General features: G+C 70.5%; 10 protein-coding genes. 8 read left to right on the top strand and 2 right to left on the bottom strand.

Annotation, left to right across the window (positions count from 1 at the left end; translation table 11 throughout):
• Positions 1–338 precede the first annotated feature (338 nt).
• From ABZS58_RS41850 to ABZS58_RS41835, 4 genes are all read left to right on the top strand, one after another.
• The gene (locus ABZS58_RS41850) at positions 339–1,013 is read left to right on the top strand and encodes a uridylate kinase (RefSeq protein ID WP_354789448.1); all 675 of its coding nucleotides are present in this window, start codon (positions 339–341) and stop codon (positions 1,011–1,013) included.
• A gap of 252 nt (positions 1,014–1,265) precedes the next feature.
• Positions 1,266–2,645 (top strand): L-fucose:H+ symporter permease, encoded by a 1,380-nt coding sequence (gene fucP / locus ABZS58_RS41845; protein ID WP_354789446.1) that lies wholly within the window; start codon positions 1,266–1,268, stop codon positions 2,643–2,645.
• Positions 2,642–3,928: an ABC transporter substrate-binding protein gene (locus ABZS58_RS41840; protein ID WP_354789445.1), complete on the top strand. Its 1,287-nt coding sequence runs from the start codon at positions 2,642–2,644 to the stop codon at positions 3,926–3,928. Before fucP ends, ABZS58_RS41840 begins: the two co-directional genes overlap by 4 nt.
• A 125-nt stretch (positions 3,929–4,053) precedes the next feature.
• Positions 4,054–4,872, top strand: a complete 819-nt coding sequence (locus ABZS58_RS41835; protein ID WP_354789443.1) for a hypothetical protein — start codon at positions 4,054–4,056, stop codon at positions 4,870–4,872.
• A gap of 125 nt (positions 4,873–4,997) precedes the next feature.
• Here the strand turns inward: ABZS58_RS41835 and ABZS58_RS41830 are convergent, their stop codons facing one another.
• Together ABZS58_RS41830 and ABZS58_RS41825 are read right to left on the bottom strand one after the other, a co-directional pair.
• A complete protein-coding gene (locus ABZS58_RS41830) occupies positions 4,998–6,182 on the bottom strand; it encodes a flavin reductase (RefSeq protein WP_354789442.1) in 1,185 nt (394 codons plus the stop codon).
• Positions 6,183–6,211: 29 nt separating this feature from the next.
• Positions 6,212–6,940, bottom strand: a complete 729-nt coding sequence (locus ABZS58_RS41825; protein WP_354789440.1) for a TetR/AcrR family transcriptional regulator — start codon at positions 6,938–6,940, stop codon at positions 6,212–6,214.
• Between the two features lie 346 nt (positions 6,941–7,286).
• Between ABZS58_RS41825 and ABZS58_RS41820 the strand changes: the two genes are divergently transcribed.
• From ABZS58_RS41820 to ABZS58_RS41805, 4 genes are all read left to right on the top strand, one after another.
• Positions 7,287–8,438 carry an LLM class flavin-dependent oxidoreductase gene (locus tag ABZS58_RS41820; RefSeq protein ID WP_354789438.1) on the top strand — a complete coding sequence of 384 codons (1,152 nt, stop codon included), beginning with the start codon at positions 7,287–7,289 and terminating at the stop codon, positions 8,436–8,438.
• Positions 8,439–8,504: 66 nt separating this feature from the next.
• Entirely contained in the window at positions 8,505–9,713 is a 1,209-nt protein-coding gene (locus tag ABZS58_RS41815) for an ABC transporter substrate-binding protein (RefSeq protein WP_354789437.1), read from the top strand.
• 18 nt (positions 9,714–9,731) lie between these two features.
• Positions 9,732–10,451, top strand: a complete 720-nt coding sequence (locus ABZS58_RS41810) for an ATP-binding cassette domain-containing protein (protein WP_354789436.1) — start codon at positions 9,732–9,734, stop codon at positions 10,449–10,451.
• Positions 10,452–10,453: 2 nt separating this feature from the next.
• Positions 10,454–13,159 (top strand): branched-chain amino acid ABC transporter permease/ATP-binding protein, encoded by a 2,706-nt coding sequence (locus tag ABZS58_RS41805; RefSeq protein ID WP_354789434.1) that lies wholly within the window; start codon positions 10,454–10,456, stop codon positions 13,157–13,159.
• Positions 13,160–13,176 lie beyond the last annotated feature (17 nt).

The following is a 13,176-nucleotide window of genomic DNA, read 5'->3' as shown; positions in this document are numbered from 1 at the left end:
AACGCCCTCGAATGGGCGACCACCTGCCCGCCGCCACTGCGCAACTTCGACCGCATCCCCCGCATCCGCTCCGAACGGCCGGCATTCGACGCGAAGCTCCCGCAACTGACCAGGGGCAGCCAGTCGGAGCGAGCTACGTAATCCTTTGAGCCGGAACAGGTCCCGAGCTCCGCACTGCGATGCCGCGCCGGCATGGCAGTCCGTTTGCGCCGCGACCGCAGCCACTTCCGCATGCCGCAATCCCGCTCACTCGGCGAGTGGCGGGCGCGAAAGAGGGGCTGGCGGGCATATGGTCGGCCGGACACGGCGACCTCCGCGAGACCAGGACGGGGCAGGACATGGACCAAAGCACCCGAGACGAGTTGCTCGGCAGCCTGGCCGAGGCAGTCGGGTCCGTCACCGTCGCGCACCCGACGCGGGTTGCCATCGACGGACCCCCCGCCGCCGGCAAGACCACCCTCGCCGACGAGCTGGCCGTCATCCTGCGCGACCAGGGCCGCGACGTCATCCGCGCGACGATCGACGATTTCCTCTTCCCCCGGGCACAGCGCTACCCGCGCGGCGAGTACTCGGCCGAAGGCTGCTACTTCGACACCCACGACTACGACGCGCTGAACCGGGTTCTGCTCGATCCGCTCGGCCCGGCCGGAGACCGACGCTTCCAACACGCGGTCTACGACCGCACAACGGATACTGCGCTGTCCCCGCCGGCCACGACTGCCCCAGCCGACGCCGTGCTGGTCTTCGACGGCGTCTTCCTCATGCGCCCGGAACTGATCGACCGGTGGGACCTGCGCGTCTTCGTGTCGACCGCACTCGAGAAGACCGTGGACCGTGCCGTGATCCGAGAGCGCCAGGTGTCATCCCGGCCCGAGGTCGAACGGCGCTGGCGCGAGCGGTACATCCCCTCCCAGCAGTTCTACTTCGCCACGGTCCGCCCGACCGACCACGTCGACATCATCGTGCACAACGACGAGCCCTACCTGCCGGTCTGGGAGACCCGGACACACTGACCGCACTCAATTCGGCGATGTCCGGACGCGGCTCGGGGCCTCGACCGCATCTTCGAAGCCCACGACCCCTTGACCCCGTTTGTGGCGCGCCGGAGTGGGTAGCTCGCGAAACGCGCGTGCCGGCCGCACTCGCGCGAAGGCGGCGCCCGTCTCGATCACGAGTGTTCCATCGATCCGCTCCTGCGAGTCCGCTGACCAGGTCACCGACCAACCGCGCGCACGCGGTGCACGGAAGGAGTGCCCAGGGCCAGCATGGCGCCGCCAGCAGGGGATGACGACGGAGACGGCCGGGAGCAGCGGCAGCCACTGCTCGGCCGCGGGATGCTACTGCTCTTCATTGCTCTGATCGGCTGTTTCACCGCTTGGGGCATAGCGCAGGACCTGACCACGCCGATGGTGGCGGGCTTCAAGCGAATCTTCGAGATGAGCACCTTCCAGGCGTCGCTCGTCCAGCTGGCCTACTTCGGCGCGTACTTCCTGCTCGCGCTTCCGGCGGCCTTCATCAACCAGCGCTTCGGCTACAAGACGGGAATCCTCACCGGACTGGGCCTGGCGGCGCTGGGCGCCTTCCTCTTCTATCCGGCGAGCAAGATCATGACGTACGAGGCGTTCCTGCTGGCCCTGTTCGCGATGGCCGCCGGCTGCTCGATCCTGGAGACCTCCGCGAACCCGTACGTCATGTCGCTCGGCTCGGAGGAGACGGCGACCCGGCGGCTGAACTTCGCCCAGGCATTCAATCCGCTGGGGACGAACATCGGTGTGCTACTGGCTTCGACGCTCATCCTGCCCAAACTCGTGGACCCGGTGGACATCTCGTCACTGAGCCCAGCCCAGCTGCACACCATCCGCGCGGGCGAGCTCGGTGCCGTGATGGCCCCTTACCTGGGGCTGGCCTTCCTCCTGCTGCTCATCGCCGTCGCCATCGCGAGCCAGAAGGCGCCGCCGATCGTCGAGGAGTTCCCCGATGCCGGCCCGCATGCCGGCGGCACCGGTCACCTGTTCGGCGTGCTGTGGCGCAGCAAGCGCTACCGCTTCGGGGTGATCGCCCAGTTCGCGAACATCGCGGCTCAGGTGTGCACCTGGACGTTCCTGATTCAGTATGTACAGCAGGCACTGGGCGGCAGCCTGCAGAAGGGCGGCGCCTACCTTCAGGTCAGCTTGCTCGTCTTCCTCGGATCACGATTCCTGATGACGTGGGTGATCGGTCGCGTGCGCGCCACCAAGGTGCTCGCCGTGCTGGCCCTGCTGGCGGTGATGCTCTGCGTGTTCGCGATGTCGAGTCCCAACCTCGCCGGGGTCCTCGCCGTGGTCGCCCTGTCCTTCTGTCTGTCGCTCATGTTCCCGACGATCTACGGCGTCGCCCTCAAAGGGCTCGGGCCGGCGACCAAGTTCGGCGCCGCCGGACTCGTGATGGCCATCGTGGGCGGCGCGATCATGCCGCTGCTCCAGGGCAAGCTCGTGGACCAGACGAGCGCGGCGATCTCCTTTGTCGTCCCAGCCGCATGCTTCGCCGTCGTCGGGCTCTACGCCCTCTACGACCTGAGGGCCGCGCCCGGGTCCGTCCGCGTGAGCACCGAGCCGGGCCTGCCCGGGGATGCCGGGCCGAGCACCGTCACCGGGAGCGCGGCATGAGCCGCCTGCGCCGCGCGGTCGCGGCGGTCGCGGTCATAGCGCTCGCCGTGGCCGGCTGCGGCGCGCAGAAGCCGACGAGCGCCACGACGGACACCAATCAGCTCGAGGTCGTGTCGTGGTGGACCTCCGGGTCGGAAGCCGCCGCGCTGAACGTCCTCTTCTCCGCCGTGCACCAGTCGAATCCGAACGTCGATGTCGTCAACGCCGCGGTCGCGGGCGGCGCCGGGTCACAGGCGGTCGTGGCGCTGGCCAAACGGCTGCAGCACGGCAACCCACCCGACGTCTGGCAGACCTTCGCGGGCAAGTCCGTGCAAGGCTACGCCGACCGCGGCGTCATCCGCGACGTCACGTCGGTCTTCACCGAAGGCGACCTGCGCGCGACGATGCAGCCGACCATCCTGCGTTCGCTCATGCGCGACGGCAAGCCGTACGGGGTGCCGACGGGTGCCCATCGCAGCAACATGCTGTGGTTCAACACCGCGCTACTCAACCGGGCCGGCGTCGCGCTGCCCTCCAGCGACTACACCCTCGCCGCCTTCCTGGACGGTCTGCGGAAGGTCAGGGCGTCCGGAGCCATCCCGCTGTGTCTCGGCGGCAAGGACCCGTTCACCACCGTCGAGCTGTTCGAGAACGTGCTGCTCAGCACAATCGGGGTGAAGGGCTGGCAGGACATGGCCGCCGACCGCCTCAACTGGCGCAGCGCGCAGGTGCGGACGGCGCTGCGGACCTTCGGTGCCATCCTCGCCTACGCCGATCCCGAGGCCGGTACGTCGACCTGGGACGCGGCGACGAAGAAGCTCGCCACCGGCGGCTGCGCCTTCGAGTCCCTGAACGACTCCGCGTACGGCGAGCTGGTCGCCGACGGCGCACGGGAGGGCAAAGACTTCGGAGCTGTGCCGTTTCCCGGCACCGGCGACAGCTTCCTCGCGGTTGTCGACGTCTTCGTGGCCGCGACCAGGGCCAGGAACGCCAAGAACGCCCTTGCCTTCCTCAGCGACATCAGCAAGCCGGCGACCCAGATCCCGTTCAGCAAGGCAAAGGGGTCGGTACCGGTGCTCCGGAACGTCGACGTTTCGTCCCTGTCCGCCTACCAGCGCGATGCCTCGAAGAGCCTCTGGGGCTCATCGGTGCTGCTGTCGGTCGCCCACGGCGAGGCCATGAGCCCGCAGTTCCAGGAGGGCTTCTACGACGCCGTGTCGAACTACGTACGCACCCGCGATCCGGACGCCTTCGCCCGGGATCTCGAAAACGCGGTCACCAAGGACAAGATCCCGCCACGCTGAGGCGGGGGTCAGGCTTTACGGCCTGCCGCGGGATGTGCCCGACGGGTGCGCCACCGCCGGTCGCCACCGTCGCAACAACGACAGTCACGGGCATGCGACCTCGTCGCTGAGCAGACTCGCCGGCTATGAAGCCGGCTATCAGATTGACTCGAGTCCTCGTCGTCGCGGCCACTGTCGCGGCGGCGGTGGCGATCGCACCGCAGGCCGCGTTCGCCATTCCCTCCGGCACCGGCTGGTCCGGCTCCTGGAAGTACACGGGCGGCACCAGCATCCAGGTCACCCTGGACGTGCCGGGCGCCAAGCTCGTCGCGAACGGCTGGGACGCGCTCGGGACACGCGCCTTCGTCCTGAACATCACCGACACCGTGGGCGACGGCAAGTGCGCCTACGTCAAGTGGACCGGGGCCGCGACCACCGAGCACTGGTCCTGCGGCAGCGGCACCACCGTGCAGGTCGCCGGGCTGCCGACCTCGAACAACGCCGTGACGGCCGTACTGTGCCGCGACTCCACCGCCCACAACAACAAGACCAACTGCAACGTCATCGACGTGCCCTCTTCCTACACCGACGACTTCATCCGCACCGAGGGCAACGCCGCCCACTGGAACTACTATGACGGCTACTCCGGCGAGGACTGGGGCGCCTGGATCACCATCGGCGACGTCGACTTCGCCTACTTCGGGTGGGACGACACGCCGACCGGCCAACGTTTGATCCAATCCTGGCTGACCGTCCTCGAGCCCGCCTGCGCCTCGGGCACCCTGCTCAACGCCACCCCGGCATCGACCCTGTCCTTCTGCTCCCAGTACGACCTCATCGAAGACCTGCCGGTCGCGAACGTCACCGGCACGGCATCGGGCAAGGGCTGCACCTGGGCCATCGCCAGCCGGATCCCCAACCCGCCCAAGCACTGCATCACGGTCCGCGTCCCCGAACCCAGCTGACCCCACCCGCCCCTCCGGCATCTCGGGCTCAGGGCGCGAGTTCAAACTCCACTCGCAGCCCTGAGCCTCGAGAGGGCGGTTCGTGAGGTCGACGCCTCGGGCTCGACGACCCTGATCAACCGGCCTCAGTCGCGCCGCGGCGCCAGCGCGAGCGTCGCCTTCTCCGCGCAACCCGTGACCGCCGCGATCGCGTCGCGGACGGCCTCCGGCGTGGCCTTGAAGCCGAAGACGGTCATGGCCAGGACCGGATGTCCGCCGCTGTCGAAGACCGGCGCGGAGATCACCCGCGCCTGCGCCAGCACCTCGTCGGAGAGCTCCGGCGGCTCGTAGTCCAGCGAGGCCACCAGCTCGTCGAGCTCCTCGTTGGGCACCGTGCCGGGTTCGGCGGCGAGCCGGCCGAGGGCCGCGGCGAAGCGCCGATGGCCCTCGCTGCCGAGGCCGATGGAGAACCCGCGCTCCCGGATGCGGGCCAGGGCCCGGATCTCGGCCTCCTGCGAGTCCGGCGCGAACTTGGCGACCCACGCTGCCTGCTCGCCCTCGGGCGCCCACGCCTCGAAGATCGAGGGGCCGTGCGGCCGGAACGGCAGGCGCTGGCCGACCAGCGTCGTGGGCTGGGCCGCGACCGTGGCCGAGGGCGGGTCGAGCTGGCCGATGACGACGACGCTGTCGCTCACCGGTGCGGTCACCAGGCAGCGCAGACCGTTGTCGGGCAGCTCCTGTGCGATCGAGCGGATGAGCTCGAAGTGGCGCAGCGGGCGGGTGAGGCTCATGTCCGGGTCGTAGGCGGTCAGGGTGAGCGGCGTGAAGCTGCCGTAGCCGCTGCGGAAGAACAGCAACGGGAGCTCGGTGCTCGCGGTGTCGAGGTGGCGCACCTCGGCGAGCGCGATCTTGTGGTCGCCGGCGTCGTGTACGGCGACCGGGACGCAGTCGATCCAGGCCACCGCGCCCTCGATGATCGGGGCGCCGGACGGGGCCGGGCGCCAGGGGACGCCCTCGAACCGCTCGGCGAGCGGAGCGGTCGCGATCCGGCGGCACACGTCGGACTGGTGGGCGGCGAGGATGTTGACGCACCAGTTGCCGGCCCGCCGCAGGTGCGGCCACGTCTCCGAGGTGACGCTCGGGTAGAACCCGACCAGCGGCGGGTGCATCGACACCGACGAGAACGAGCCGACGACCATGCCGATCGGCGGGCCGTCGTCCGGCTGGGCGGTGATCACGCAGACGCCGGTGGGGTACTGCCCGAGGACGTGGCGGAACCAGGCGGGGTCATCGGCCGAGCCGGCCTGGCGGTGGGCGGTGCTGGTCGACATCTTCGTCCTCTCCGTGCGGCTCAAGCGACTCACGCGTCTCCGGGCCGCAGTTCGCGGTCCTCGCGCAGCCCTATCGCGTCCGCCCACAGCGCGGTCAGGTGGTCGATCACGCCCTCGGGGTCCAGGGGCGGGTCGGGCGGGTCGGCGACGAAGGCGTCGTAGCAGTACGCGCTCACCATGAGGCTCATGGCCCGCGCCGTCTCCTCCGGGTCGAGGCCCGATCGGACGTGCCCGCTCTTCATGCCGCGGGCCAGGGACCGCGCGAAGGAGTGGCGGAAGCTGCCGACCCATTCCCGGCGCAGCTCGGCCAGCCGGGTATCACTCTGGCTGGCGGTCTCCCAGAGGCTGAAGAAGTCGCGGTTCTCCCACTGGGTCGTCACGATCGCGCTGACCGCCCGGCGCAGACCGAGGCGGCCGGTCGCCGCGTCCCAGAAGTCGGCCCCGCGGTTCAGCATGCGCAGGGCGCTCTCGCCGGCGAGCGTCGCCACGATGTCGTCGCGGTCGGCGAAGTACTGGTAGACGGTCCCCAGGCTCACGCCGGACTGCTGGGCGATGTCGCCGAGGGACACGTTCGCGTAGCCGTCGCGGGCGAAGAGTTTCTCGGCGACCTCGAGCAGCTTCTTGCGGGTCCGCAGGGCCCGCGGGCCGACCGGCGTCTCCCGCCCGTCCTGCCGCCGCACCGCCCCGCGCAGGTTGGCGGCGACCCGCTCCAGGCGCCGGCTGCGCGTCGGATCCGGCTCGTCAGACAGTTCCTGCATGCCGCCACCCTTCGTCGCCGGGTCTCCCAAAGTGAACGCGGAGGAACCATAGCGCCATCTGTGTGTCGTACGCCACCCTGAATCTGAACAGATTCAGGTACGTCGCCCACCCCTCCGCGAGGGCGGAGCACGTCGAGACCCATGCATATCTGCACAGGTGCACGCGACGGCACAGTGACAAACATGTTTCCGGCAGTCTCTTGCGCTCGTCGAGTTTCTGAGTAGATTCAGCAATCACTTGTTGAGACCGGCATCACACGCGCCGGGCACGCTCCCCTGGCTCCCCCTGCTTCGCACTCGATCGACACCCGCTTATGAGGAGATCTCCATGCCTCGTCCGACGCCCATGACTTTCGGTGTGTTCATCGCCCCGTTCCACGCCAACGACGACAGTCCGGTGCTCTCCCTGCGCCACGACCTGGCGCTCATCGAGCTCGCCGACCGGCTCGGATACGACGAGGCATGGGTCGGCGAGCACCACTCGACCGGCGTCGAGCGCATCGCCGACCCGTTCATGGCGCTGGCCGCCGCGGCCGTCCGCACCTCGCGGATCCGGCTCGGCACGGGCGTGGTCAGCCTCCCGTACCACCACCCGCTGCTGGTCGCCGACCGCACCGTGCTGCTGGACCACCTCAGCCTCGGCCGCGCGATGCTCGGCGTCGGGCCGGGTGCGCTCATCTCCGACGCCGACATGATGGGCATCGCGCCGGTGACCCAGCGGTCCCGGATGAACGAGGCGCTGGACGTGATCATCCGGCTCCTCGACGGCGAGACCGTCACCGCCTCCACCGAGTGGTTCGAGCTGCGCGAGGCCCAGCTGGCCTTCCTGCCGCTCAGCCCGAAGGGCGTCCCGATCGCCGTGGCCAGCACGACCTCACCCTCGGGCGTGACCACGGCCGGCAAGCACGGCGTCGGTGTCCTGTCGCTGAGCGCCGGGTTCATCGGCGGGAAAAAGGACATGCGCGCCCAGTGGGAGATCGCCGAGCAGGCGGCCAAGGACGCCGGCACGACCATCAGCCGGGACGAGTGGCGGATGGTGGTCCGGGTCCACCTCGCCGAGGACCGCGACCAGGCGATCCGCGACGTCGAACGGGGCCGGGCCGAGGAGCGGGAGCGGTACTTCAAGCCGGTGCTGGGCCTGGAGAACGACTACACCCTCGCCGACGAGATCGCCGACGACAGCTCCATCATCGGCACGCCCGCGGACGCCATCGAGGCCATCGAGCGGATGCTCGACCAGACCGGCGGCTTCGGCGGGTTCATGATCATGACCCACGACTGGGCGAGCCGGGAGAAGGCGCTGACCAGTCTCGAACTCTTCGCTCGTTACGTCATGCCGCACTTCCAGGGCACGCTCACGGCCGCGCAGCGCTCGGCCCGGGTCGTGACCGAGAAGCGACCGTCCTACAAGCCCCTGGCCCAGGCCGCCATCTCCAAGGCGTACTCCGACTCCGGCCGCGAACTGCCCGCCGGGGCGAACATCCAAAGCCTGCGCTGATTTGGTCCCGTGCTGCACACCCTCTCTCCGACACGGAGACAGCTCGGATAATCCGAAAGGACCGACATGCCCATCCCCTCACCCCGCCGTGTCCTCGTTCCCTTAGCCATCCTCTCGCTCGCGGCCGGCCTCACCGCCTGCCGCGGCGAGGACCAGCCGAGCTCCGCCGCCAGCAGCAGCGGCCCGATCAAGATCATGCAGATCGGGACGTTCGAGAGCCCGAACCTGTCACTGAAGGACGCGAAGGCCGGTCTCGACGCGCACGTGCAGTCCATCAACGCCGCCGGCGGCATCGACGGCCGGAAGATCGAGGTGGAGTACTGCAACGACGCGTACAACGCCAACACCGGCGCGGCCTGCGCCCGCCAGGCCGTCAGCAGCGGCGTCGTCGCCGTGGTCGGCGCGGCCAGCTCGCAGGCGCCCGCGGAACTGCCCGTGCTCGAGGCCGCGGGTATCCCGTGGCTGGCCGGCGCCGGATCGGGCGGCCCCACCGAAGGCACGAGCAAGGTGTCGTACCCGATCACCGGGGGCACCCAGTCGATGCAGGTCGGCCTGGGCCGCCTGCTGGCCAACAAGGGCGGCAAGAACATCGCGGTGATCGTCGCCGACGCGGCCGCCGCCTACGCCGCCGCCGACGACATCGCCAACGGGGCGAAGGCGGGCGGTGCCCAGTCCTACCGGATCCTGGCCCCGCTCGGCGCGCCCGACTTCAGCGCCGTCGCCTCCTCGGCGCTGGCCAAGACCCCCGACGCCATCGCCGTCGCCTCCACCGCGACCGATGCGCCGCGGATCATCCGGGCCATCCGCCAGGCCGGGTTCAAGGGCAACATCGCGACCCTGGCGAACATCTTCAAGCCCGCCGACCAGAAGGCGCTCGGTGACCTCGCCGACAAGGTGTTCATCACGTCGTCCGCGGTGCCCGTGACCAACACCTCGATCCCGCAGGTGCAGCAGTTCCTGGCCGACATGGCCAAGTACCACCCGGAGGCCGTGACCGACAACGGCTCCCTGGGCACCTGGACCTCGATCACGTTCCTCGTCGAGATCGTGAAGCGCTTGGGCGGCAACGTCTCGGCCGCCGCGATCACCGGCCTGCTGGACAAGCTCGACAAGCCGATCGTGCTGGGCACCGTGCCCGACTACGCCGGCATCCCCAACCCGCCGGTCGTCCAGACCTACCCGCGGGTGCCCACCTTCAAGGTCTACGTGTCCGAGGCGGTGGGCGGAACGCTCAAGCAGGACGGCGACGCCATCGACCCACTGGGCACCAGGTAGATGAACGCATCGGCGGCAGTGACGACGGTGGCGGCGCAGGACGCGCCCGTCCTCGAGCTGCGCGGACTGAGCGCGGGGTACGACGACCTGGCTGTGGTGCGCGACGTCGACCTCAAGGTGATGCGCGGCGAGATCGTCGCGCTCCTCGGGGCCAACGGGACGGGCAAGTCGACGACGATCCTCACCGCGGCCGGCGAACTGCCGCCGATCGGGGGCGAGGTGCGATGGCGCGGGACGGTCACGACCGCCCCGCTCCACGTTCGGGCCCGTATGGGTATGAGCTTCGTGCCCGAGGAGCGATCCGTGCTCATGGGCATGTCGGTGCGCGACAACCTGCTGCTCGGGCCGGGGCGCATCGAACGGGCCCTGGAACTCTTCCCCGAGCTCGAACCGCTGCTCGCGACCCGGGCCGGGCTGCTGTCCGGCGGCGAGCAGCAGATGTTGTCGCTGGCCCGGGCCCTGGCCGCCAGCCCGGTCGCGCTGCTGCTCGACGAGCTCTCCCTCGGTCTCGCTCCGCTCGTGGTCGACCGCCTGTTCGCCGCTCTGCGACGGGCGGCCGACCAGGAGGGGGTCGCGGTCCTGCTGGTCGAACAGCAGGCCCGCCGGGCCATGGCGGTCGCCGACCGCTGGTACCTCCTGCGGCGCGGTGCCGTCGCGGCGGCCGGTAACGCGGCCGACGGCATCGCGGCCGCGGAGTCCCTCTACCTCGGTGACGCCACCGCCCCAGGAACGGAGTGACCGTGGAAATCGTCCAGTTCGTCCTGCTCGGCTTGGGCATCGGCGCCATCTACAGCCTCCTCGGCCAGGGGCTGGTGCTGATCTACCGGGGCTCCGGGATCGTGAACTTCGCGCAGGGCTCGTTCGTGATGGTCGGCGGCTACGCGTACTACGAGTTCCGCGTGGCGGCCGGCTGGCCCGCGATTCCCGCCGTCATCGCCGCGACCGCGGTCGGCGTCCTGCTCGGGGTCGCGGTGCAGTACCTGATTCTGCGGCCGATGCGTACCTCGTCGCCGATCGAACGGGTGATCGCGACCCTGGGCGTGCTGCTCACCCTCCAGGCCGCGGCCGTGCTGCGCTACGGGGTGGGCCCCATCAGCGTGCCCTCCTTCCTGCCCACCGACGCCGTGGAGCCGCTGCCCGGAACAACCCTCGGTGTCGACCGGCTCATCATCCTGCTGATCGGTGCCGCTCTCACGGCCGCGCTCTACGCGGTCTTCCGTTGGACGTCGTTCGGGCGGGTGGCCAGTGCCATGGCCGAGAACCAGCGGGCGGTCGCGAGCCTGGGCCATTCACCGGACCGGATCGCGACCGCCAACTGGGCACTCGCGGCCGGCATCGCCGCCCTGGCCGGCGCGCTGATCGGCCCGATCACCTACCTGCAGCCGACGCAGCTCACCCTGCTCATCGTGCCGGCCCTCGCGGCCGCGCTGCTCGGCCGTTTCGTCTCGTTCCCGATCGCCTTCGCCGGCGCGCTGGGCATCGGCGTCGTGCAGGCCCTGACGACCCGCTATGTCACGGTCACCGGCTGGGGAGACAGTGTTCCCTTCGTGGTCATCGTGGCCTATCTGGTACTGCGGGGAAGCTCGCTGCCGCTGCGGAGCCACGTGCTGGAGCGCCTGCCCAGCGTCGGCGACGGCCGCATCCGGGTCATTCCGACGGTCGTGGTCGTGGGCGTGTTCGCCTTCCTGATCGCGTTCGTGGTCTCACCGGTGTGGGCGCAGGCGCTGACGGTCACGATGGCGTTCGCGATCCTCACCCTGTCGGTCACCGTGGTCACCGGGTACGCCGGGCAGCTGTCGCTGGCCCAGTACGTGCTCGCCGGGTCGGGGGCCTTCGCCGCGGCGACGTTCGTCTCCCGCGCGGGCTGGAGCTTCCTGCCGGCGCTGATCGGCGCGATGGTGGCCGCGGCGCTCGTCGGCGTGCTGGTCGCGCTGCCGGCGCTGCGGACCCGGGGCATCAACCTCGCCATCGCGACGCTCGGCATGGGCATCGTGCTGTTCAGCCTGGTGCTCAGCGACTTCCAGTTCGCCGGCGGCGACACCGGCATCCCGATCGGCGAGCCGTCGATCTTCGGCTGGGACTTCGGGGCGATCAAGCATCCCTACAACTACGGGCTCGTGGCGCTCGCGGCGCTGACCCTCAGCGCCCTGGCCGTGGCCAACCTGCGCCGCGGCCGGGCCGGCCGGCGCCTGCTCGCGGTCCGGTCCAACGAACGGGCGGCGGCCGCCCTCGGCGTCAACGTGTTCGTCGGCAAGCTCTACGCCTTCGCGCTCGCGTCGGCGCTCGCCGCGCTCGCCGGCGTCCTGCTGGCCTTCCAGGGCGTCACCGTCCTCCCGGCCCAGTTCGACGTGCTCACCTCGATCACCGCCATCGGCGTCGCGGTCGTCGGCGGCATCGGCACCATCGGCGGTGCCCTGCTCGCGGCGACGCTGCTGCCCGGCGGCGTCGGCACGCAGATCCTGCACGGCGCCGACAACCTGGAGAGCTACCTGCCGCTGGTCAGCGGGCTGTTCCTGCTCTACGTCCTGCGCAGCGGCCGCAACGGCCTCTACGAGATGAACGCCCACCTCGTGCGCCGGATCGGCCGGCTCCTGCGGGTGCCGTCCTTCCCGTCCCGCCCTCGGGCCGAGCGGGAGCAGCCCGTCACGCCGGCGCACGACCGCCGGCCGTCGCGGACGCTGCACGTGGCCGGCCTGCGGGTGCAGTTCGGCGGCGTCGTGGCCGTCGACGACGTGACGCTGGACCTCGTCCCCGGCGAGGTGCACGGCCTGATCGGCCCGAACGGGGCCGGCAAGACGACGGTCATCGACGCGCTGACCGGGTTCGTCCGGCCCACCCGCGGCTCGATCCGGCTCGACGACGAGTCGATCGCGCCGTGGAGCGCGCGGCGCCGGGCCCGGGCCGGGATGGCGAGGTCCTTCCAGTCCCTGGAGCTCTTCGCCGACCTGTCCATCCGCGAGAATCTCGCGGTCGCCTGTGACGACGGCGGCGGCCGCCGCTACCTCAGCGACCTCGTCGTGCCGGGCCGCATCCAGCTGACCCCGCCCGCCCTCGCGGCGATCCGGGAGTTCCGGCTCGAGGACGACCTCGACCGCAAGCCGGGCGAACTCGCGTTCGGCAAGCGCCGCCTCGTCGCGATCGCCCGTGCGGTGGCGGCCGACCCGCAGGTGCTGCTGCTGGACGAACCGGCGGCCGGGCTGAGCGACGAGGAGGCCCGCGAGCTCGGCACCCTCATCCGGACCCTGGCCCGCGACCGGGACATGAGCATCCTCCTCGTCGAGCACAACGTCGACCTGGTGCTCAGCACCTGCGACCGGGTCACCGTGCTCGATGCCGGGGCCGTGCTGGCCCGCGGGACGCCGCAGGAGGTCGCCCGGGACCCGCGGGTGGTGTCCGCCTACCTCGGCCGCGAGGCGGACGAGCCCGACGACATCGCCCGCGTGTGAACGGCCGCCCGGATCAC

Origin of the sequence: Dactylosporangium sp. NPDC005555, from assembly GCF_040605635.1 — a bacterium.
GTDB lineage: Bacteria > Actinomycetota > Actinomycetes > Mycobacteriales > Micromonosporaceae > Dactylosporangium.
Note: the sequence above shows the minus strand (reverse complement) of the source record. Positions and strands in the feature narration are given on the sequence as shown.